This window comes from Desulfocastanea catecholica (genome assembly GCF_054657295.1).
The window spans coordinates 131,402-153,376 of sequence record NZ_BAAHYZ010000001.1; the positions used below are offsets into that span (position 1 = coordinate 131,402).

Sequence of the window (21,975 nt, forward strand, 5' to 3'; positions counted from 1 at the left end):
ACCGGGAGTCTGCTGGATATTGCTTCCTGGCGCAGTCAGTTTTCAACAGCGATCAAATGACAGTGATGCGGCGCCACCTGGACACTGACTTTTTCGCCGATCTCATAGATCCTTGTGCGCATCATGCTGATGATATGAATTTCCCTGTCCGCGGCCAGTTCGATGAAATAGCTGACCTCACCGCCCATATAGCTGCGGTCCTTGATCCGGCCCTCAAAGGAGTTCATTCCCGCTTCGGCGCTGAATTCCTCCGGGGAGAAAAGATCAAACCGCTGGGCGCGGACCACCAGTTCGACCTGGTCGCCCTTTTTGAAGGTGCCTTTGTTATCGGCAATGAGCAGGTCCCCGGTTTCAATCTTGACCTTGACATGCTCGTTGTTGACGTCGACGATCTCGCCCTTGATAAAGTTGGAATGGCCGAGAAAATCGGCGACAAAATGATTGACCGGCTCGTTATAGACGGTCTGCGGATCGCCTTCCTGCTGTTTGCGCCCGGCCTTCATCACCAGAATCTTATCCGACATGGACAGTGCTTCCCGCTGGTCATGGGTGACAAAAATGGTCGTGACGCCGAGCATCTGCTGCAGACTGTCCACTTCCCGGCGCATTTCTTCGCGCAGGTTTTCATCGAGGGCGGAGAGCGGTTCATCCATCAGCAGGACATCGGGTTCGATGATGATCGCCCGGGCCATGGCTATACGCTGCTGCTGTCCCCCGGACAGCTGGCTGGGCATGCGCTTCTCAACGTTCGGCAGGCGAACCATCTCCAGAGCCCGGGCGACCTTTTCACGAATCTCGTCCTTAGACACATTGCGGTATTTCAGGCCGAAGGCGACATTGTCAAAGATGGTCTTGTGGGGAAAGAGGGCGTAGTTCTGAAAGATCATGCCCAGATTACGTTTGTGGATCGGGGTGTCATTGATGCGCACTCCCTTGATAAAGATATCGCCCTCGGTCGGTTCTTCCAGCCCGGCGACCATGCGCAGCAGCGTGGTTTTGCCGCAGCCGGAAGGACCCAGCAGCGTCACCAGGCTGCCTTCCTCGATATCAAAATCCATTTTCTCCACGGCGATAACCTTGCCGTACTTCTTCATGATGCCTCTGAACTGTACAATGGGCTGCTTTTTAAGCTGCTTTTCAGGCTGTTTTTTAGCGGTTGCCAATGTAGTGTTTCTCCGTGTTCCTGATTATTGTTACCGGGCCGCTATCCTGCTTTCGCCAGGACTCCGGCCCTTGTGGTGCGACAAACCCCGATGCGTACGACAGGGCGTATCAGCTGCCCGCTTTAATGCGGTCCCACTGCTCCGTCCATTCGAGCTGGTTGGCGTTCCAGTAGGCCGGATCGGCAAAGAGGTAGCCATCGAGCTTGCCGGTGGGATCAAAGGCCGGCATTGCCTTGATCTTGTCGGTCAGGGTGACCTTGGTCGGATCAAGACTCGGCGGATAGTTCTGTCCTTCGGCAACAGCTATGGCGGCGGCAGGCTCAAGCATGAAATTAAGCAGCTTCTGGGCCACGTCGAGATCCGTCCCCTTGAGAACAAAGAGATATTCCATCCATGAATAGGTACCCTTGGGCGAGAGATAGCCGATGGGATGCCCTTCCTGCTGCAGCGCGGCAACCCTGCCGGACCAGGCGACGGTGGCATAAATTTCTTCATTGGCCAGCAGACTCATGAGTTCGGCACCGGAGCTCCAGTATTTTTTCATCAGGTCGCGCTGTTCGCGCAATGCCGCCCAGATGGCCTTGAGATCGGTCATATTATTCGGGCTCTGGCCGGTGTGCAGGGCGGCATACCACATATTGGTCCTGAAATCACCGCCCCAACTGCCCAGCTTGCCTTGCAATTCTTTGTCCCAGAGAAGTGCCACACCCAGTTTTTCGGCTTTCTCCTTGCTGATCTTGTTGGTGTTGTAGGCGATACCGGTCTGGCCGAGATCGTAGGGGACGGCAGACAGCGTCCCCTTGGTGATATCCCGCAGCGGCTTGATCATCGACGACATGACCTTGCTCAGATTAGGGATTTTTGCTTCATCCAGCACCGTTGCGAATCCCAGCTCGGCATAGCGGGCATAGTCAAAGACGGCACTGAGATGGGCAATATTGAATTCGCCGCCCGGCGGGTAAGAAGCCTTGACCCGGGTGAGATAGGAGTTCATGTCGCCGAATTCCCCCTCGATGACCTTGATGCCGGTGGCTTCGGTAAACGGTTTGAAGGCGTATTTGCGGAAGGCCTCGGAAGTCGAACCTCCCCAGCCGTCGAAGCGGATGGATTCGGCGGCAAAGGCATTGGTCACTGCGCCGGCAAAAGGGGAGCCGACAAGTCCCAGCGAGGCACCGGTCATGGCCAGATATTTGAGAAAATGACGACGACTGAGCCGGCCGCTTTTATAGGCGTCATACACCCTGTCCAGTTTTTCATTCGTGATGGTGGTCATTGGTTCTCCTTTTGTTGTTTTGGTTTGAGAGTAAAACTCTAGGCCTTTATTTGGGCAAACTTGCGCGACAGGTAGCCTGCCAGCAAGGGGGTGGCAACGGTCATGACGATCATCACAGTACCCAGGGCATTTATCTCCGGGCTGACCGAATTCCTCAGCATACTGAAGATCTTCACCGGAACGGTCTGGTTCTCGGCGGTGGCCCAGAACAGCGTTGCCGTGATGTCATCAAACGAGATGGTAAAGGCAAAAAGGGCACCGGCAAGAATGGCCGGCAGAAGCAGCGGAAAGGTCACTTCCATGAATGTCTGCAAGCCATTGGCCCCAAGAGACCTGGCCGCCTCTTCGTATTCTTTTTTTATACCGACCAGGCGGGCCTGGACAATGAGCAGCACGTAGGGCAGGGTCAGTACCACATGACCGATCAGCAGCAGGGCAAAACTCTTCGGCTGCTGGAGAAAGCGCAAAAAGAGCAGCAGGGCCACTCCCAGAACCACCTCGGGAATCATGATCGGTGAGAGCAGCAGGGTGTTGAGGGTATTTTTGCCCGGAAAATCAAAGCGGATAAAGGCCAGCGCCGCCATGATGCCGATAGCTGTCGAGACAACCGCCGTCAGGGAGCCGAGGATGAGAGAATTCTTAAAGGCGTCGATAATCGAATCATTCTGCGCCAGTTTGATAAACCAGCGAAAACTGAAGCCCTCCATCGGGAAAATGCCGAACTGTTTCGGGTTGAAGGCCAGGACGATGACCACGACGATCGGGGTAAACATAAAGATATAGACAAGGATCGTATGGAGTCTGATGAGTTTCCATCCAATTGAAGAATGTCGCATCGGTTAATTTCCCTGAAAGCTTTTGAAGATCTGGTTGATCCCCAGGTAACGGTTGTAGGTCCAGACAATAACAAAAAGTAATAACAGCAAAATAACGCTGATGGCCGAGCCGAAAGGCCAGTCGAGGGTGCCGATGACCCGTTTGAAAATAAGATTGGCGATCATGTCGTTGCCCGGACCACCGAGGATCATCGGCGGCAGGTAGGTACCCGCCGTCAGCACGAAGACCAGCAGACTGCCGGCGCTGAGACCGGGCAGGCTGAGCGGCAACGTCACTTCACGAAAAGCCTGCCATTCGGTGCAGCCCATGGAGCGGGCCGCTTCGAGCAAACTCTTGTCGATACCTTCGAGGCTAATATAAATGTTAAGGATCATAAACGGCAGCAGATACATGAGCAGCCCCATCAGCACGGTGAACTCATTGTAGAGCATGGAAATCGGGGTGTCGATAAAGCCGATTTTCAAGAGAAAATGGTTGATCAGCCCCGAATCGCCCATGATATTGATCCAGCTCATGGTGCGGATGATGAAGCTGACCCAGAAAGGCAGCATGATGAGCAGGAGGAAAATCTTTTTATGGCGACTGGTACTGCGATAAAAGAAATAGGCCGGGATATAGCCCATAATGATACAGAGGAAAACCGTCTCAAAGGAGATGCGAATGGTTCGAAAAAGAATTTTGGAATAAAAAAGGTCATCAAAAAACTTGGCATAATTGCCAAACTGGAAGGCCGGAATATCCGCGCCGCTTGGGGCACGAAGCCAGAAGCTGTAAACGATGATAAAGCAGACGGGGATGACCAGCAGTAAAAATACCGCGGTCATGGAAGGCGCCAGCAGCGCCCATGGTTTCCATTTGTCAGATTTCATGGGAGTGTGCCTGGATGTAGTGTTTGCTCTGGAGAAAACTTTTCGTAATAATTTTACTGGAGGAGATGCACAGCTTGGAGAGTATCTATCGGTGCTTTTTCACCGCAGGCAGCAGCTCGGATAGAATCGAGGCGGTCTGTTGAATCATTTCTCCATAGGTAGCCTGTATTGCGGTACCAGTATGCTGCAATACTGAAAAATCAAAGGATACCGCGCCGACTCCCATGCCGGTGATCGGGTCATAGAGGGGTGCGGCAATGGCCAGCACGCCGGGCAGATATTCTTCATCGGCCAGGGCGAAGCCACGTTCCTTGGTGATCTGTACTTCTTGTAAGAGTTTTGTTTTATCGACGATGGTTTTGGCGGTCTTGGCGACAAGTTCCATCGCGGCAATCTTTTCGGTCATCAGATGGTCCGGCAGGCTGGACAGATATGCCTTGCCCAGCGCCGTGTTATGCAGGCAGTTTTTCGAGAATTCCGGTAAACGGTACGTCAGCGTCTCTTCCGCTTCCTTATGATAGATACGTACCAGGGTGTCATCGACGGCGAAGGCCACATCGATACTGATATTATTTTCACGGTTGATCCGATCGACGACTTCCTTGATCATTTTAAGGTTATCGGTGGCCTGCATTAAATTCACACACATCAGCAGACAGTGCAGAGAAGGCCTGATTGCCTTGGTCTTGGTATCTTTCTCCAGATAGCCCATTTCCACCAGCGTATTGATATAGCGGTAGGTCGAGGTCATGTTGAGGTCCAGCGTCTTGGCGACCTCACTCTGGGTCAGAACCGGCGTATCTCTGTTAAAAAGTGCCAGTATCTTCAGCCCTTTTTCCAGCGACTTTGAAAAATAGTATTTTCCTTTTGACATTCCCATTTGGCATGAATTACTATCGCACTATAATAGCACATGAATTACTATTATAGTTAAAGTTCCAGACTTCTCAGTCAATGTCAACAACTAATTTTGACGAACTCGTAGGAGAACAGGGCATGGCCGCAGATGATACGATGGTAAAGATTGTTTTTTGCAACAGTGGAGAAGAAAACCAGGTGCCCCTTTCCGACCTGACGACCGCACTCACCGGCTTTCTTGACCACCTGGGCGTGCGCCCCCTGATAGATCGGCCCTTCTTTGAAGTCATCCAGGGCGGTGACGGCCGGACAAAGCTGGCCGGATTGCTCGAGGCCTGCGGATATCCCGATGATGCAGCCGGATTTTTTAAAGACATAGTACAACAGCTCGGTCAGGCCGACGGCACCGGAAAAATCATCGTCAACAACATCGACATGCCTCCCCTGCTGCTCATGGCCCTTCTCGAACTGCTGTTACCCGGCAATAGATTCATCTCCGTCAAAACCACCAAGCATCTGGAAGAACTGACCAATATCAGACTCAAGGAGAGTGACCGGGCCGCTATGCAGCAGGTGCTCGATACCTATCCGGTACGGCTGTCCATGCATACGCTTCGGCAGATGCGGGTCTCCCACAATGTGGCCTATCAATATCTGCCTTTTGTCGAGGAACTTGACACCATCGGCCACACCAACACCTGGATCGGCCAGTTCCACAAGGGCCTCCTCGAGCAGATGTACCAGAATCGGGTGATCTTTCTGCTGAATATGGCCTGCCCGGTCTATTGCCGGTTCTGCTTCCGCAAGCATAAGGAGGAACGAAACCAGACCAATCCCACCGCCGACGATGTCAGGGAGGCGGTCGAACTTGTGCAGAACTCTCCCCTGGTGAAAGAGATTGTCATTACCGGCGGCGATCCCTTCATGAACATGAAGAACATGGCCGCCGCCATTGACGGCCTGATGCAGGTGGAGCATGTCCAGACCCTGCGCCTGGCGACCCGTTCCATCGCCTATTACCCGCATATGTTTCTCGCCGATGATGCCTCGCTGCTCAACTATCTCAAGCGCAAAAATCTCGAACTGCAGGAACGGGGCAAGCGGATGGAGATAGCCACGCATTTTATTCACCCGGATGAAATTTCCCCGCAGTGTCTGATGATCATCTCCGAGTTGGTCAAGAACGGTATCGTCGTCTATGTCCAGACGCCTTTTCTGAAAGACTGCAATGACCAGGGTCCCGAGCTGGTGCGGCTCTTCAGCCTGCTGCGCGGCGCCGGAGCCGAACTGCACTATATCTACATCCCCTGCAGTCCGATTCACGGCAACAGTGTCTACTGGTCGCCCATTGCCAAAGGTCTGGAAGCCGGCAGCTACCTGCGGGCGCATCTCTCCGATCGGGTTGTGCCGAGAATCTGCACCGCCACCCCCATCGGCAAGATAGACTGGAACGCAAGCGGCTGGGCGGTTGAGCCGGTCGAGGACAACGACAATTTCATCTGGATCCGCAGCCCCTATACCCCGGACTATTTCAAGGAATTTGCCCCCATTGCCAATGAGCTGGAAAATATCCGGGTCAATGAAGAAGGGACCATAGATATCCAATATATGGCGAAAATGGGCGATGACGCCCTTTTTCTCGGTTCACGGCCGTTACGCCTCGGCGGCGGCATGACCGAGCCGGAAACCACCGAGGCGGTCATGGCCGCCATTGTCGAGGGCGAGAAAATCTCGCCCTCGGTGGTCGACACCAGGTCCCAGGTGGTTTCGAGGGTACATGAAACCCGAGTTGAGGTTGATGTCCGCTGCACCGAGGAGGATCTCTATTATATCCGCAGCGACGAGCGTATTACCGATGTGCTGCTCGTCTCGGAAAACGATGGCGTGGAGTCTCTTTTTCAGGTCACGAAAATTATCAGGTATCTCGATGACATCGCCCATGTCAACGCCATCCGTTTGCGCAGTCTCAAGTTCAACTACCAGCCGGAATGCTACACCGCCGAGGTTATCGACAAACTGGGCAGCCTCAATAAACTGTGCATTGCCAATCCGAAGCGGCTGGAAATAGAGACCCAGTTTCTCACGCCGGATGAGTTTCGGCCGGAACATGGTCGCCTGGCCCGGCTGCTGAGGAACAAGGGGATCACCGTCTACTCCAACACGCCTCTGCTCGGCAGGATCAACGATACCCCGGAGACCATCCACCTCATCGCCTATAACTGCCGTGAGGCCGGCATCGAGTTCCATCATCTCTATGTTGCCGGGCTGCCGATCCAACAGCTATGGAATGTTGATAATCCGGTAGCCCTCTACGATGTGGTGGACATTGCCACCCGGGTACGCCGCGACGGCAGCGGCAGGGAGATCCCCCGTTACATTATCCGCACGATTGTCGGCGAGGTCGACTTCGGCCTGTCTTCGGTCATCGGCGGGAGTGGTGCCGAGCTGTCCTTAAAACTGCTCCCCTATGATCTTTCTTACTTCAAAGGAATGTCTGTGGATTTTGCCTGGCCGGAAGGGGTTGTCGAGGAAGACGGTAAACCGGTCGTATCGCTTACGGGTCTGAAGAAAACGACAAATTTTGCTCTGTCCTGAGGGGGAGCCATGCACTATCCTTTCTTATTCTATAGCCGCAAGGTGAATCACCAGCCGCTCTTTCAGGGACTGTCCGGTGATCCCTTTATTGCCGATCTGACAGAAAACAGCCCGCTGCTCGCAGGTATCGACATGAGGGACCAGCGGCAATTCCAGCGGATCCTGCTGGCGAAGATGGGCACCGACCACAGCTGGGGGGTGGCGGCCTACCTGGAGAACAGAGCCGCCCTGCTCGCCGATTGCCCGCAGATGGTCGCCGAACAGCGCTTCATCCACCTCGGTCTGGATATCATTGTTCCCCTCGGCACCCCGCTCCATGCTCCGCTTGACAGCTGCGTTGCCGAAAGCGGTTACGAAAGCGGCGAGGGGAATTACGGCAGCTTTGTCCTGCTCCGACATGACAGCCCGCATTGTGCGACCTTCTATAGCTTTTATGGGCATCTGCGCCGCAGCAGCCTGCCCGGGCCCGGCCGCAGCCTTAAAGCGGGTGAACCCTTTGCCGAGATCGGCGATTTTCATGAAAACGGCAACTGGTTCCATCATACCCACCTGCAGATCATCACCAAAAAGGGTCTGGAGCTGGGCTATATCTCCAAAGGTTACTGCAGCGACAAGGATCTGGCGGCAATGGATGCAATCTGTCCCTCGCCCATTCCTCTGTTCAAGGTGTTTTAGTGTCGGTGGTATGATTCTAATTGACAATATGCATCTATATGCGGCATTCTTTCATGGTTTTCAAAACCTCTTTATAGACATCGGAAAACTTCAGCAGTCCGACAATCTGATCGCCCTCAAGAACAAAGAGAGCGTCATGCCGATTCATTACGAAGCGATGAAAACACTTGGCCAAAGGGTCATTCATGCCTACCGTCTGACCTTCGGAAGGACCTTTGAGAAAACTTTTCAAATGAACTTGTGTCGCTTTGCGGCACAGATCCCTGAAAGGAGTTTCCCATAAATTATAATCCTCCTGGAAGGACTTCCAGATATTCGAATAGCCGTAACTGGTCAGGACCTTTTCCGAATCGGCCCTGGTATAGTTTGTTTCCAGCCCCCGTAACAGGTCCATGGGACTGAGTTTTCCTATTATCTCTCCTTTTTCGCTCTCCACCAGAAGAATTCTTTCTCCGGTTTCTCCCGCAACATATTCGTTGTGCGCATTCTCCAGAGCCTGCAGTGCATCATAGAACCCGGCATTGACGGAAATCTTGGGAAAGTTGTCCACCGGAACCATCAGATCACGTACTTTCATTTTTTCCATTTGCCCATCTCCTTTGGTGAAATGCATTATCTTTTCAAGAAACTCACTCAGCATACAATATAGCAGGTTTCGGTACTTGGCAAAACAAGGGTGTAGCTGAGAGTCAATAGCGCAGGAAGTTGGCATCCATTTTATCGCATCGATGCCGGATTTCCCCGATATACCTCAAAATTCGCCTGGTATCTTTTTCCATCGATTGTATACTGTTTGACTGGTGATTCCTGCTGTCGTCCGGTATATCCAGACACCTTACAGCTCCCTTTTGCAACAGTACTGCAGTTATGCACCATGATAACCCGGCAATTCTTCAATTTATTAAATACGCTCTGGCCGGAGGACTTGCTGCGCTCACCCATATCACCCTCTTTCATCTCATCGGCTGGAAAATTTTTCCGGCACTGCAGGAAAGAGATCATTTCGTCCGCTTTTTCAAGATGTCCCTCGTGCCCATCAATGACGCCACCCGGGCACGCAACTCGATGATCTGCAACTACATCGCCTTTATCGTATCCAATATGGTGGCCTACATCGCCAACGTTCTCTGGGTTTTCCAGGGCGGAAAATATCATGTTATCATCGAGATTCTGCTCTTTTACACCGTCTCCGGCATCAGCACCTATCTCGGCACCCTGCTGATGATCGCCCTCATCAAACGGTTCGGCATCCTCACCACCTATGCTTTTGGCAGCAATATGGTGACTGCGGTGATGATCAACTATATCCTGCGTAAATTCTTTATTTTCTCCGGCTGAACTGTATGGCTATTTCTGACCGTCCCAAAACGTTTTTCCGGTATACGACCGTAATTTTTTCGCCTGATTTTTCCTTTTTCGGATCGGCAATGCACTTGCATGTTGCTATGAAATCAATTACGACATACTGTTCTTCGCTGTATCCTTAAATGCAATGCCGCAGCAATTTCCCGATGATGATTACTTTGACAAAGGCACGTACCACGACATATCTGGGCTTCTCTGTGCCGGCAGTGACAGGAATTCTCGTACTTTTCTTCACTCTTCTCTGTGCCTGTACGCCCATGACCGAGCGGCCGGCTGCACCGATCGATCTGCCGGTGAATTTCTCCATGCCGGGAATGGTGCCGTTTCAGGCCCAGTGGTGGCTCGACCTCCAGGACGACGCCCTCACTCTGCTCATAGACCAGGCGATAAGCGATAATTTTTCCCTGCAGGCCACCCGGGAAAAGATCAACGAGGCCAGGGCGATCGCCAGACAAGCCGGAGCCGCTCTTGTTCCTGGTCTTGATGGCCAGGGTGCCGCCGCCTCGACCAGAGATCACACAACCGCTTCCAGTCGAGAGGCTTTTTCCCTTGGTCTGGCGGCCTCCTACGAAATTGACCTCTGGGGCAGAGTCCGTAACCAGCGAAATGCCGCAGTCCTTGATGCCAAGGCCACGGAGGGTGATTACCATACCGCGGTCATCTCCCTGACCGCACAGGTCGCACTCACCTGGTACCAGCTGATCGAAGCTGACCTGCAGCTGGAACTGCTGCAGGAGCAGCAGGAAACCAATGCGAAGATTCTGCAGCTGATTTCTGCTCAATTCAGGGCGGGCAAGGTCGGCATCGCCGATGTACTGCAACAGCGCCAGCTGGTGGAAAGCACTAACGGCGGTCTGGCCGAACTGCGGGCCGAGAGAGACATATTGGCAAATCAGCTGGCCATCCTGCTGGGCGTCGCCCCGACTAGCGCGGCAACGGTGCAGCAAGTCCAGTTACCCACCCTGCCGCCTCTGCCCGAAACCGGTATCCCTCTTGACCTTCTCACCAGAAGGCCGGATATCGACAGCAGCCTGCAGAGACTGCAGGCCGCGGACAAGCGTGTGGCCGCAGCGGTGGCCGATCGGTTGCCCAGGCTGAGCATTTCGGCGGACCTGTCCACCTCCGGGGAAAACTCCGGAGATCTTTTCAACAACTGGTTCTCTACCCTTGGGGCCAACCTCTTTTCGCCCCTTTTTGACGGGGGGCGGCGCGAAGCGGAAGTGGCAAGAAATGAATCGATTGCCGGACAGCTGTACTACAGACATGGACAGATTATTCTGGAGGCCATCGCCGAGGTGGAAAACAGTCTCGTCAGAGAAAAGGAACAGCAGGTCATCCTCGGTAGCCTTGAGACACAGCTGCAATATGCCGCGAACACCATTGATAACGTCACAACCCGTTACCGGCAGGGGGCGGAAAACTACCAGAGGGTGCTGCTCGCCCTCCTCTCCCACCAGAACCTACAACGCTCGATTCTCACCAGCAGACGCCAGTTGATAACTTTCCGTATATCGCTCTATCGGGCACTGAGTGGGCGTCTTCCGCTGGCCGACAGTGAACCGGTGGCCGCAAAAAGTTCTGCAATCTCCGCATCCTTAGACCACCCCAGCATGAGGCAGTAAACAATGAAATCGGCAGACAATCCTGCTCCGGAAGAAGCCCCAAAGAAGAAACGGTTCCTCACCGTTTTTCTGCAGTTTTTGCTGACAATCGTCGTTCTCGCCTGCGGTCTGGCGCTTGCCACCTACTACGTGAAGACCGGGCCCGAGGCGAAACCGAGCAAACGCGAACCAAGCCCGCCGCTGGTTGAGGTGCAGCAGATCAGCTCCGGCAACCATCGCCTTATTATCAGTGGCATGGGTACGGTGCTGGCCGCCAGAGAGATCAACCTGACCCCCGGCGTCGGCGGAGAGATCATCAAGATGAGCGACGAGATGGTTCCCGGAGGCTTTTTTACCAAGGACGAGTTGCTGGTGAACATCGACCCGGCCGATTACCAGCTGGCGATCATGCGACTGAAAAGTGAGGTTGCCAAGGCGCAATACAATCTTGAACTGGAGATGGGCAACCAGCGTGTCGCACAAGAGGAATTTGACATTCTCGGACAGCAAGTAAGCGCGATCGAAAAAAAACTTATGCTGCGCGAACCCCAACTCGAAATTCAGAAAGCCACCCTGGACGGGGTCAAGGCGACACTGGCCCAGGCGGAACTCGATTTAACCCGAACCCAGGTCAAGGCGCCTTTTAACGGCGTCGTCCTGTCCAGATCGGTCAACCTGGGCGCGAGAATCTCCCAGGCAACCGTCCTGGCCAGACTGGTCGGCACGGATGAATTCTGGCTGAAACTGGCCATCCCGACAGCCCAGCTGCGCTGGATAACTTTTCCATCCGGCGGCAAGGAGGGTTCAGAGGTGCGCATTTTTCTTCAGGAAAAAACCGGTGATGGACCATTTCGCACCGGCCGGGTTATCCGGCTGGCCGCCGATATTGAAGAACAGGGCCGAATGGCTGCGGTCTATGTGGCCGTCAAGGATCCCCTCAACCGGCTGCCGGAAAACAGCACAAAGCCGCAACTCCTGCTCGGTTCTTTTGTCCGGGCGGAGATTACCGGAAGTGAACTGTCCGGCGTCGTGCCGATCAAGCGCGACCACCTGCGCGAAGGAGACAGCGTCTGGCTGCTCGGCGACGACCAGACGCTGGAAATCCGCCAGGTGGACATTGTTGCCAAGACCAGCGAGCAGATTTTTATCGGCTCGGGGCTGGCCGATGGAGAAAAACTGATTGTCTCCAACCTTACCGCACCGGTAGCCGGTATTCCGGTAAAACTGCTGCCGGAGGGCAAAAACAGCCTGGGCAATACCGTAGTCGACGATTCGCGGACGAAAAAACGTGAGGTTAGCCAGTGAAAGACTCCGCACAGGCGAAAGAGCAGGGCATCATCTCGTGGATGATATACAACCGGGTCACGCCAAACCTCCTCATGATCGTGCTGCTCCTCGGCGGTTTCTACATGAGCTCGAAGATCAAGCGTGAGGTGTTTCCCGAATTTGAGCTGAACACGGTGTCCATCAGCGTGGCCTATCCCGGATCCAGCCCGGAAGAGGTTGAACAGGGCATCGTGCTGGCGGTGGAGGAGGCCATCCGGGGTACTGACGGCATTAAGCAAGTCGATGCCACCGCCAGCGAAGGCAGCGCCCGCATCGTTGCCGAACTCCGTGACGATGCCGACGCGCAAAAGGCCTTCCAGGACATCCAACAGGAAGTAGACAGGATAACGACCTTCCCGGTCGATGCCGAAGATCCGATCATCACACTCGATGCCATAAAGCGTCAGGTTCTCCGCCTCAACCTCTACGGCGACGTGCCGGAACGTTCCCTGCGTGAAGTGGTGGAACAGGTACGGGACCGGCTCCTGTTGACCGATGGTATAAGCCAGGTCGACCTGATGGCTGGTCGTGATTACGAAATCGAGGTCGCCATTCCTCTGGAGAATTTACGTAAATACAATCTGACCCTGGCGCAAGTAGCCAGGATACTTGACGAGGCATCGGTGGAGATCCCCGGTGGAAAACTGGAAACAGCCGGCGGAGAAGTCTTGTTACGCGTGAAAGACCGCAGGAACTGGGCTGAGGACTTTGCCGCAATCCCGATAATTACCACCCCGAACGGTTCGATCGTCCATCTGGAGGATATTGCCGAGGTGCGGGAGGGTTTCGAGGATGCCACCCGTTTCGCCACCTTTAACAGAAAACCCTCCATGCAGTTACTGGTATACCGGGTCGGCAACCAGACCCCTCTCGGGGTGTCCGAGGCTACCCAGCAGGCAATGGCGGATATAGAGGTTGATCTGCCGCCGACAGTCGGCTGGGCCATCTCCAGTGATCGATCGGAGATATATAAGCAGCGACTTGATCTCCTGTTAAAAAACGCCTTCCTCGGTCTCATTCTGGTTCTTGTCCTGCTCGGTGCCTTTCTTGAGCTGAAACTGGCCTTCTGGGTGACGATGGGCATCCCCATCTCTTTTCTCGGCTGCTTACTGTTTCTGCCTTTTTTCGATGTTTCCATCAATGTTATCTCGATGTTCGCTTTTATCATCGCTCTCGGCATTGTCGTCGATGACGCCATCATTGCCGGGGAAAATATCTACGAGTATCGGCAGCAGGGCCTGAACCGGATCGATGCCGCCATTCAGGGGGCAAAGGACGTGGCGACGCCGATTGCCTTCAGCATCCTGACCAACATCGTCGCATTTTCCCCGCTCGCCCTGGTGCCGGGCGTCATGGGCAAGGTCTGGCGGGTCATTCCGGTGGTGGTCATCCTGGTCTTTCTCTTCTCGTGGCTTGAATCGCTGCTCATTCTGCCGGCGCATCTGGCGCACAGCCGAAAAAACGGCAGTAACCCGGTCACCAGATTTCTCGGCGGTCTGCAGCAGGCATTCGGCCGCAAGGTTCTCTATGGTATTCATCATGGTTATGGACCGCTGCTCGAAAAAACCCTGCAGTTTCGCTATCTGACAGCCGCCCTGCTGCTTGCCGTGCTCATCACCACCGCCGGCTATGTAAAAAGCGGCCGGATTCGCATGATTCTCTCGCCCCGGGTTGAATCGGACCAGACCGTGGCCACGGCAACGCTGCCCTACGGCAGCCCGACTGCGGAAATGGAGCGGGTTCGTGACCAGCTGCTTGACGGTCTTGAAAAAATTGCCGCCGACAACGGCAAGGAACAACTGCTGGAAGCCGTCTACGCCCTCATCAACGGCAACATCGTCGAGATATACGGTTATCTCATGCCCCCGGCCATACGGCCGCTGAGCACCGATGCAGTCACCCAGCTCTGGCGTCAGGCAACCGGACCGATTGTCGGCATCGAAGCCCTGCGCTATGAATCCGATCGAGGCGGTCCCGGCAGCGGGGCGTCACTTGCCATAGAACTCAGCCACCGTGATATTGCCATCCTTGACCAGGCCAGCTCTCTTCTGGCCGCAAGACTCGAAGATTTTTCTCCGGTGAAAGATGTCGATGACGGCTATACGCCGGGAAAAATCCAGATCAACTATAAGGTGAATAAATGGGGGGAGAGCCTGGGCTTGACCACAATCGAGGTCGGCAGACAGCTGCGCAACGCCTACCAGGGGGCCGTCGCCCTCAGACAGCAGCGCGGTAACAATGAAGTAACCGTCAGGGTTCGTCTGCCGGAGGAGCAGCGTATCAGCGAATTCAACATAGAATCCCTGCTTATCACCACCCCCGCCGGAGTCTTCGTCCCACTGCAGGAAGTAGCCACCGTTGAACGGGGCCGGGCCTACACCAGCATCACCAGGCGTGACGGTCGACGAACCGTCACCGTATCGGCCGATGTCGCCCCCATCGGCGAATCGCCGATCATCATGGAGGCGCTGAACAAAACGGTACTGCCGGAACTCGCCGCGACCTTTCCGGGCCTGAGTTACAGTTATACCGGACGCCAGGCGGATCGTCAGGAAAGTATGGACAGCCTGTATTCCGGATTTCTGTTCGCCCTGGGCGGCATCTACTTCCTGCTGGCCATTCCGTTTCGCAGTTACCTGCAGCCGCTTATGGTCATGATCGCCATTCCTTTCGGTATGATCGGCGCCGTATTCGGCCATATGATCATGGGCTACAACCTGAGCATCATGAGTATGATGGGCATGGTTGCCCTGACCGGGGTGGTGGTCAACGACTCACTGGTGCTGGTCGACTTCGCCAACAAACAGCAGCGCAAAGGGGATTCTCCGGCACAGGCAATTCGCGCGGCGGGAGTTCGTCGATTTCGACCGGTGCTGCTGACCACCCTCACCACCTTCGGCGGCCTGGCCCCGATGATCTTTGAGACGTCGAGACAGGCCAGATTTATGATCCCCATGGCCCTGTCTCTGGGATTCGGTATCGTCTTTGCGACGGTCATCACCCTGGCGCTGGTCCCCTGCCTCTACCTTATCATCGAAGATATAAAACGCATCTCCGCACGCTCTCTCTGGCAGCCTTGACTATCGGAAAACTAGGCACAGCCGCCACTTCGGCAAAGCTGGTACTTCTTCATTTTCATAGTACTCAGGACGGCACATCCTGCTTCAAGTATATCCTTCCTGCTATCAAATAGATACCAACGGAGCAAAGAATAAGATAGCCAAACATGTGCACGCTTTTGGTTTTCAGGATGAAGGCGATGGTGACAATAATCAATGCACTGAGCAGAATAAACAGCGGCTTAGGGATCTGCTTGAGGATAACTCGTCCGAAATGGGCAAAGCGTATATGGCTCACCATCAAGACAACGGACAGTGTTGCAATCAGCCAGAGCAGATTCGGCTGAAAAACTAATGCGGCCCCAAGAACAATCAATGCACCGGCCGGGCTGGGCAGACCATTGAAGATACCTTCGGGTAGATCATTTTGTTTTTTATCGACAGTAACAAAGCGGATAAGGCGATAGGCCACCCCGCTGAAAAAAATCAAGCCGAAGATCCACGCCAAGGAACCACCGGATTGAAATATGATATAGGCAGGAGAAAGCCCGAAGCTGACAAAATCGGCAATATCATCTAAATACGGTCCATAGACGGTACCGCCATGCTTTTCCGCCATCCGGCCATCAAAAAGATCAAACAACTGTCCGAGTATGATGACAAAAATTGCCCAGGCAAAACGGTGATGATAGGTATAATAGAGGCTGGTAAGGCCGCAGATAAAATTGAGCGTCGAGAGAATATCCGCATACAGCCTGTTGGGGATAAATTTAAAAACGACCGAGGCTGACGAGAGGACAATGCTGGCCAGCAGAATTGCGTCACCGATATTGATAACGCCGGGGTTCTCGTCGAGTAATGCACAAAAAATGACCAGGCCAAAGCAGATAATCGCCTTGATTTTGCCGAAATTGTTCGCCGCCACCGAATAACTCAACAGAGACAGAATCCTTCTGGCGAAAAACTGGCCAAACAGTTCCACCGCCACCAGAATCCACACCAGCTTTATCGAAAGTATTCCGGTATAGGCAAAACCAATCAAAGGGGGCAGGTAGGTCAACTTATCACACAATGGATCCAGCCACTCACCCCACTCCGTGACCATATCGCAATTTCTCGCCACGATGCCGTCTACCCCGTCCAGAATTGCGGCAAAGGTAAATATTATTATGGCAAAGGCTTGATACCCGGAAAAGAAATAGAGAACAAAACCGATCAACGCCATCGCCGTCCGCCAGTAGCAGATGGCATTGGGATGCAGCAGCCACAGATGTGAATTTATAAATTCCTGCATCGATTCTTTATGAACCATCCGGGAAAACCAGTAATAAAAACCGGTTCCAATCAAAGCAGCGAAAGCTATAACAAGTAATCTTTCCATATTTCTCTGTCGTTAAAAGAAGTAAATTTCGGCAATACGCGCTCCTCGCGCCGACAACAACCTGCCCATCTCAGGCCTCTTTAGCATTTTACCAAGGAAAAGTCTATTTTCGAACGACACAACGAGGATTCGACAGAGGAATAAAACCAAGAAAACCACCTGGAAAAAATCGACGCAAAACGATTCGCTGCTGATAGCAAGAGTTCCCGGGTTGTTTCCCGTTAGCCGGGGTTAGTAAAACATGCAAATGATCTTTCTGAGGGGAACCATAGCTCTACATTAATAATCTACCGCCACGGTTTGCTGGTTTACCGCTGGAGATGATTGTCCGGAATCCGCTCCAGATCTTAAGCGTTGCGCCTGCCAGAATTTTTTTTGCCAGTAGGCATTGTTAAGACTGGAAATCATCACCCCTTTTGAAAAGGATGCGTGAAAAAAAAGATCTTCTTCCAGATAGACACCTACATGTCTTTGAAAAGCGCCCGTCTTAAAGAAGACAAGATCTCCTGGCTGTAAAGCTGCCTTTGAGATTTTTGTGCCTTCTTCTGCCTGCTCTCGAACGGTTCTTGGCAGATCTTTTCCAAACAATTCCTTATAAGTAAGCAGGGTTAAACCGGAACAATCCACGCCTTTGCGGGAAAGTCCACCAAGGCTGTAGCGGGTCCCCTGCCAGCTGGCAAAATATTGCCGCAGAGCCTCGGTTACCTCTTGATTTTGATCAGCAGGTGATTTTTTCGCAGAATTTTTTTGTTGGGGAAAGTAGGTAACCGTGCTCTTACTCATACAACCGCAGAAAGCAAAGAGAAAAGCAATGAGGAGCAACACCAAGGGCAGGCGACTGGTGCTTGGCAGCTCCATTTTCACATTCAGATCACTCAAGCGGTCGTTCTCCGCGCATCGGATAATATTCAGTGCAGGAGCTCTTACCCCGTTTACCGGGGACAGCAAAAAAGACAGCGCCTAGCCCTCATCCTGCACTCCCCTAACAGTTACTTCTCTTGATATTATAAAATAAATACTATAATTTCAAGAGAACCAGACATATTCCCGTAAAAAAATACCAAAAAGCGTCAAGGTGCCCCACTCACTCTCGGAGGAGATACCATGAAAGCAGTTTTTCTCGATACCGAAGGACTTGATGATCTGTTCCTCGACAACCTCGAAAAAGAATGCAGTATACTGCGGTTATTCCCCACCACCGCCCCCGGCGAGGTCGCCGAAAGAATTGCCGGCGCCGATCTAGTCGTCCTCAACAAGGTGAAAATATCACGGCAGCATCTTGCCGCGGCCCCCTCCGTCCGACTGATCTGCATCGTTGCCACCGGCACCGATGTCGTCGATCTGAGTGGTGCGTCCGACCTTGGGGTAACCGTATGCAACTGTCAGGCCTACGGCACCGATTCGGTGGTGCAGCACGTCTTCTCGATGATCCTCGCCCTGCACACCAACCTGCTTGCCTACCATGCCGCGGTGCAGGCCGGGCGCTGGCAGACGGCCAGTCAGTTCTGCTTTCTCGATTATCCCATCGTTGAGCTGAAAGGCAAGACCCTGGGCATAGTCGGCTACGGTAATCTTGGCCATGGCATCGCAACGGTCGCCCGGGCATTCGGCATGAGGGTGGTCATTGCCCGCAGACCCGGAAATCCAGCGGATGACCGCCCGCCGCTGGCGAAGATGCTTGGCGACATCGACGTCCTGACCCTGCACTGCCCCCTCACCAACCAGACAAGAAACCTGATAAATGCAGCAGCCTTCGCGCTGATGAAACCGACGTCCTTTCTCATTAACTGTGCCCGCGGCGGCATTGTCGACGAGGCGGCTCTGCTGCAGGCCCTGCAGGCAAAACAAATCGCCGGTGCGGCCATCGATGTCCTGAGCGTCGAACCACCAAAAGATTCCCATCCACTGCTGGAGGCAAAGCTGCCCAACCTGATCATCACGCCGCATATCGCCTGGGCCAGTCGCGAAGCACGGCAGCGAATTATCGACCAGACGGTGGAAAACATCCGCGCCTTTAAGACAGGCCAGCCCATACGGACGGTGCAGGCCGCCTTTCGTGTTTCATTGTGAACGTTCGGCAGCCTCATGATTTCTGCATCGGGGCAAAACCCGGCAGGGTAAACTTGAGCGTTACCTCTCCGGTTTTTTTATCAAGCGTCACCATTTTTTCAGCGCCTTCGGCAACACCCAGCTTCTTGCCGGTGGCCATCTCCAGAAGCCCACTGATAAAGCCCATCCCCTGGTTGAGAACCTCTTCCATCTGCTCGGCGGACCGGCCGTCGGGCTCCTCCGGAGTTTCCTCCGGCAAGGGCTCGTCCAGGGAGGAAACATCCTCTTCGCCGATAAAATCAACCTCTTTCTTGAGCACCTCGGGATTAAGAAAATGTGGTGTGTCTTCGGCAAGTTCTTCGACAGGCATCGACTCCGGCCGTAACATCTCGGCGTCTTCCCCCATCATCTCGCGCAGCTGGTTGACCAGTTCCTGACGTTTTTGCCGATCGAGCATCACCTCATCCTCGCCGCCGTCAAAAACCCCATCAAAGAGCTCTCCCTTTAATTTGATCCCGGCCATGATCCGCTCTTCAATGCTGTACTTTGCTATCAAATTGATCACATTGATACATGTGCTTTTCTGACCGATTCGGTTAACCCTGCCGATCCGCTGATTCAGCTTGGCCGGATTCCAGGGCAGCTCAAAATTCACCACACAATCGGCAGCCTGCAGATTCAAACCGGTCCCTCCGGCATCGGTGGACAAAAATACCTTGCAGTCCGGGTTCGTATTGAATTCATCGATCAGGGCCTGGCGCTTGACAACCGGCACCTTGCCGGACAGCTCCACAAAGGGAATGGCCGCCCGGGAAAGGTGTTTGCCGATGAGCATGGTCATGGTGGTCCATTCACTGAAAATTACCACCTTGCGCCCATTTTGCATGATCAGTTCGTCAAGGATATTGGCGAGCTCATCGAGCTTGGGTGAGATATTTGTCTGCCGGTCTATCAAGTAGGTAGAATCGCAGGTCTGGCGCATTTTCAGCAGGAGCGCCTGAATACGCAGCAAATCCATCGGCGTGAGAAATTTTTTGTTCAACAAAGGCAGAAGCGACTTGGAGTAGCCGGCATGGATTTCCGCTTGTTCTTGATGCAGATCGATATAATAATCGTTGACGATCAACTCGGGCAGTTGCTCGAGCACTTCTTCCTTGCGGCGGCGAATGACCAGGGTTGTTAATTTTTCATGCAGATTATGCAGCTTGACATAACCGAGAATGTCGCCCTTTTTACGACGACTGAGAAGAAAATGTTCGGCGGCAAACTGCCAGAGAGGGCTGAGCCGTTCCGGGTCGAGAAACTGCACCAGAGAATAGACGTCTTCCAGCTTGTTCTCCAGGGGCGTTCCGGTCAGAATAATCGCATGTTGCCGCGGCAGACTCTTCACCGCCTCGGCGGTTTTCGTTGCAAAATTTTTAATACGCTGTGCTTCATCTAAAACGATCACATCCGGTTTGAGGCGGGAAATTACCGTCACATCCCGGAGAACCGCTTCATAATTGGTAATCTTGAACAGGCTGGTATCCGTGCGATACTGTTCTTTTCTTTTTTGCGCATTACCGGCAATTATACAGGCCTTTTCATCGCTGAACCGCTCAATTTCCCGCTGCCACTGCTGCTTTAACGAACTCATGGTGACAACCAAAACCTTCCGAAAACCAAAAACATTTTTTTTACAGATGCACAGGCCAATGGCCTGCAGGGTCTTGCCGAGACCCATCTCATCACCGATCAACACGGCCTTTTTGTAGAGTCCGAAGGCAATACCTTCTTGTTGATAGGCATAAGGCGTCACCTGCAAACAGCTGTTAATATCAGCGGCTGGTCCAGATGCGGCATGGGTCAATTCGTTGTCTGTAGCGGCATTGGTCAGCTTGCGCATGACCGGCTCCTGAACACGAACCTGTTTAAAGCGCTCCAGCCTGTGTAGATACGGAATAAAATTAACAATATCATCTTGGCGAAAGAGGTTATTCTCATCAAATATTTCCGTCAGCAGACCGGTCAGTTCTTCGCCGTTATCCTTATTGTCCTGTTCATGAAAAAGCCGTGGTTTGCCAACGGCACTGTCCCAAAATATATCGATATAAGGGAAGGTTTCCCGAGCAAGCCGAGCAGTAAATCCCTTTTGTTCTTTCAGACAGGTGCTGAGAAAAATCAGATGCTTACACGTTGACAATTTATTAGAATAGAAATCAGGACAGGAACAATGACCAGTGCCGGTCGCCGGATTATGCAGCGTTACCTGATACTGCCGTCCCTTTGCCGTCGTTACCAGGTGATCGCCTTTGAGCATATCCCCCTGAGATATGGTCAAGGCCTCTTGTTTTGCCCGCCGGTGACGATCTTCAAGAGCCTGCTGTTTGATCTCCTCGTAGGAAAGGTAGTGCGGTTGCTGGTCGAAAGAATCAAGCGACAGCCCTGCCGAGTCGCCCTGGTGATCGAATAACTCCAGCAGTATCGCCACGATATGCTTGCAACCCGGCCCAGGATAGGGGCAGTCACAATGGCCGATAACCCCGCCGTTTAAGATAACCTCGGTGCGGTAATTGCCATAATTGCCATCAACCTCATACACATACCGGCCTTCTCCGCTTTGTTCGGCGATACGGCGAAAGGCGCCGTTTTTCTGCAGGAACTCCCCGCGTTTGAAAATTATCGGGGAATCAGCAAGTTGCCGGATGGTATCGATCTGCAGCGTAACCATGAGCAATCCTTTGTTATTTCTATAATTACATTGAGTACTTTAAAGAAGGCCGGTGTTTTCGGTCAAGACGGTCAAGACGAGCCGTGCAGGTGCGCCAAGGTCAAAAATTGACCACACCAAAGATATTTTTGCAAGCGGCAATCTTTTTTTACCAGTCCATCATTCTTTTCATTTTACCAACGTTTAAGCAAGACATTGCCGTGATATCATTTCA

General features: G+C 53.2%; 16 protein-coding genes. 7 read left to right on the forward strand and 9 right to left on the reverse strand.

Annotation, left to right across the window (positions count from 1 at the left end; all coding sequences use genetic code 11):
- Positions 1–35 precede the first annotated feature (35 nt).
- The 5 genes from ACYQ8U_RS00585 to ACYQ8U_RS00605 all read right to left on the reverse strand — a co-directional run bounded on the left by ACYQ8U_RS00585 (position 36) and on the right by ACYQ8U_RS00605 (position 5,016).
- Positions 36–1,094: an ABC transporter ATP-binding protein gene (locus ACYQ8U_RS00585; protein ID WP_459943770.1), complete on the reverse strand. Its 1,059-nt coding sequence runs from the start codon at positions 1,092–1,094 to the stop codon at positions 36–38.
- Between the two features lie 178 nt (positions 1,095–1,272).
- Positions 1,273–2,436, reverse strand: coding sequence for an extracellular solute-binding protein (locus ACYQ8U_RS00590; RefSeq protein WP_459943557.1), 1,164 nt, complete (start codon positions 2,434–2,436; stop codon positions 1,273–1,275).
- Positions 2,437–2,474: 38 nt separating this feature from the next.
- A complete protein-coding gene (locus ACYQ8U_RS00595) occupies positions 2,475–3,272 on the reverse strand; it encodes an ABC transporter permease (RefSeq protein ID WP_459943558.1) in 798 nt (265 codons plus the stop codon).
- 3 nt (positions 3,273–3,275) lie between these two features.
- Complete coding sequence (locus ACYQ8U_RS00600) at positions 3,276–4,142, reverse strand: ABC transporter permease (RefSeq protein ID WP_459943559.1); 867 nt, start codon at positions 4,140–4,142, stop codon at positions 3,276–3,278.
- A gap of 85 nt (positions 4,143–4,227) precedes the next feature.
- The gene (locus tag ACYQ8U_RS00605) at positions 4,228–5,016 is read right to left on the reverse strand and encodes an IclR family transcriptional regulator (protein WP_459943560.1); all 789 of its coding nucleotides are present in this window, start codon (positions 5,014–5,016) and stop codon (positions 4,228–4,230) included.
- Positions 5,017–5,138: 122 nt separating this feature from the next.
- On the opposite strand from ACYQ8U_RS00605, the gene ACYQ8U_RS00610 reads away from it, so the two are divergent.
- On the forward strand, positions 5,139–7,595 hold the full coding sequence (locus tag ACYQ8U_RS00610) for a radical SAM protein (RefSeq protein ID WP_459943561.1): 2,457 nt from the start codon (positions 5,139–5,141) through the stop codon (positions 7,593–7,595).
- Positions 7,596–7,604: 9 nt separating this feature from the next.
- Positions 7,605–8,270: a peptidoglycan DD-metalloendopeptidase family protein gene (locus ACYQ8U_RS00615; protein WP_459943562.1), complete on the forward strand. Its 666-nt coding sequence runs from the start codon at positions 7,605–7,607 to the stop codon at positions 8,268–8,270.
- A 34-nt stretch (positions 8,271–8,304) separates the two neighbouring features.
- Here ACYQ8U_RS00615 and ACYQ8U_RS00620 read toward each other — a convergent pair whose 3' ends face one another.
- The gene (locus ACYQ8U_RS00620) at positions 8,305–8,856 is read right to left on the reverse strand and encodes a CBS domain-containing protein (RefSeq protein ID WP_459943563.1); all 552 of its coding nucleotides are present in this window, start codon (positions 8,854–8,856) and stop codon (positions 8,305–8,307) included.
- A 281-nt stretch (positions 8,857–9,137) separates the two neighbouring features.
- Here ACYQ8U_RS00620 and ACYQ8U_RS00625 point away from each other — a divergent pair, with 281 nt between their 5' ends.
- From ACYQ8U_RS00625 to ACYQ8U_RS00640, 4 genes are all read left to right on the forward strand, one after another.
- The gene (locus ACYQ8U_RS00625) at positions 9,138–9,608 is read left to right on the forward strand and encodes a GtrA family protein (protein ID WP_459943564.1); all 471 of its coding nucleotides are present in this window, start codon (positions 9,138–9,140) and stop codon (positions 9,606–9,608) included.
- A 173-nt stretch (positions 9,609–9,781) separates the two neighbouring features.
- Entirely contained in the window at positions 9,782–11,257 is a 1,476-nt protein-coding gene (locus ACYQ8U_RS00630) for an efflux transporter outer membrane subunit (protein ID WP_459943565.1), read from the forward strand.
- Between the two features lie 3 nt (positions 11,258–11,260).
- The gene (locus ACYQ8U_RS00635; RefSeq protein ID WP_459943566.1) at positions 11,261–12,541 is read left to right on the forward strand and encodes an efflux RND transporter periplasmic adaptor subunit; all 1,281 of its coding nucleotides are present in this window, start codon (positions 11,261–11,263) and stop codon (positions 12,539–12,541) included.
- The gene (locus ACYQ8U_RS00640; RefSeq protein ID WP_459943567.1) at positions 12,538–15,642 is read left to right on the forward strand and encodes an efflux RND transporter permease subunit; all 3,105 of its coding nucleotides are present in this window, start codon (positions 12,538–12,540) and stop codon (positions 15,640–15,642) included. The genes ACYQ8U_RS00635 and ACYQ8U_RS00640 overlap by 4 nt, the downstream gene beginning before the upstream one ends.
- Positions 15,643–15,706: 64 nt before the next feature.
- Here the strand turns inward: ACYQ8U_RS00640 and ACYQ8U_RS00645 are convergent, their stop codons facing one another.
- Positions 15,707–17,002: a CDP-alcohol phosphatidyltransferase family protein gene (locus tag ACYQ8U_RS00645; RefSeq protein ID WP_459943568.1), complete on the reverse strand. Its 1,296-nt coding sequence runs from the start codon at positions 17,000–17,002 to the stop codon at positions 15,707–15,709.
- 279 nt (positions 17,003–17,281) lie between these two features.
- On the reverse strand, positions 17,282–17,881 hold the full coding sequence (locus ACYQ8U_RS00650; protein ID WP_459943569.1) for an NlpC/P60 family protein: 600 nt from the start codon (positions 17,879–17,881) through the stop codon (positions 17,282–17,284).
- 225 nt (positions 17,882–18,106) lie between these two features.
- On the opposite strand from ACYQ8U_RS00650, the gene ACYQ8U_RS00655 reads away from it, so the two are divergent.
- Positions 18,107–19,072, forward strand: coding sequence for a D-2-hydroxyacid dehydrogenase (locus tag ACYQ8U_RS00655; RefSeq protein WP_459943570.1), 966 nt, complete (start codon positions 18,107–18,109; stop codon positions 19,070–19,072).
- Positions 19,073–19,085: 13 nt separating this feature from the next.
- Here the strand turns inward: ACYQ8U_RS00655 and ACYQ8U_RS00660 are convergent, their stop codons facing one another.
- A complete protein-coding gene (locus ACYQ8U_RS00660) occupies positions 19,086–21,761 on the reverse strand; it encodes an SNF2-related protein (protein WP_459943571.1) in 2,676 nt (891 codons plus the stop codon).
- Positions 21,762–21,975 lie beyond the last annotated feature (214 nt).

Coding starts and splice junctions, on each gene's coding strand:
- ACYQ8U_RS00625 (WP_459943564.1), top strand. CDS start 9,138: ATGCACCATGATAACCCGGCAATTCTTCAATTTATTAAATACGCTCTG.
- ACYQ8U_RS00585 (WP_459943770.1), bottom strand. CDS start 1,094: ATGAAGAAGTACGGCAAGGTTATCGCCGTGGAGAAAATGGATTTTGAT.
- ACYQ8U_RS00590 (WP_459943557.1), bottom strand. CDS start 2,436: ATGACCACCATCACGAATGAAAAACTGGACAGGGTGTATGACGCCTAT.
- ACYQ8U_RS00610 (WP_459943561.1), top strand. CDS start 5,139: ATGGCCGCAGATGATACGATGGTAAAGATTGTTTTTTGCAACAGTGGA.
- ACYQ8U_RS00615 (WP_459943562.1), top strand. CDS start 7,605: ATGCACTATCCTTTCTTATTCTATAGCCGCAAGGTGAATCACCAGCCG.
- ACYQ8U_RS00620 (WP_459943563.1), bottom strand. CDS start 8,856: ATGGAAAAAATGAAAGTACGTGATCTGATGGTTCCGGTGGACAACTTT.
- ACYQ8U_RS00595 (WP_459943558.1), bottom strand. CDS start 3,272: ATGCGACATTCTTCAATTGGATGGAAACTCATCAGACTCCATACGATC.
- ACYQ8U_RS00630 (WP_459943565.1), top strand. CDS start 9,782: ATGATGATTACTTTGACAAAGGCACGTACCACGACATATCTGGGCTTC.
- ACYQ8U_RS00655 (WP_459943570.1), top strand. CDS start 18,107: ATGAAAGCAGTTTTTCTCGATACCGAAGGACTTGATGATCTGTTCCTC.
- ACYQ8U_RS00605 (WP_459943560.1), bottom strand. CDS start 5,016: ATGTCAAAAGGAAAATACTATTTTTCAAAGTCGCTGGAAAAAGGGCTG.
- ACYQ8U_RS00645 (WP_459943568.1), bottom strand. CDS start 17,002: ATGGAAAGATTACTTGTTATAGCTTTCGCTGCTTTGATTGGAACCGGT.
- ACYQ8U_RS00635 (WP_459943566.1), top strand. CDS start 11,261: ATGAAATCGGCAGACAATCCTGCTCCGGAAGAAGCCCCAAAGAAGAAA.
- ACYQ8U_RS00600 (WP_459943559.1), bottom strand. CDS start 4,142: ATGAAATCTGACAAATGGAAACCATGGGCGCTGCTGGCGCCTTCCATG.
- ACYQ8U_RS00660 (WP_459943571.1), bottom strand. CDS start 21,761: ATGGTTACGCTGCAGATCGATACCATCCGGCAACTTGCTGATTCCCCG.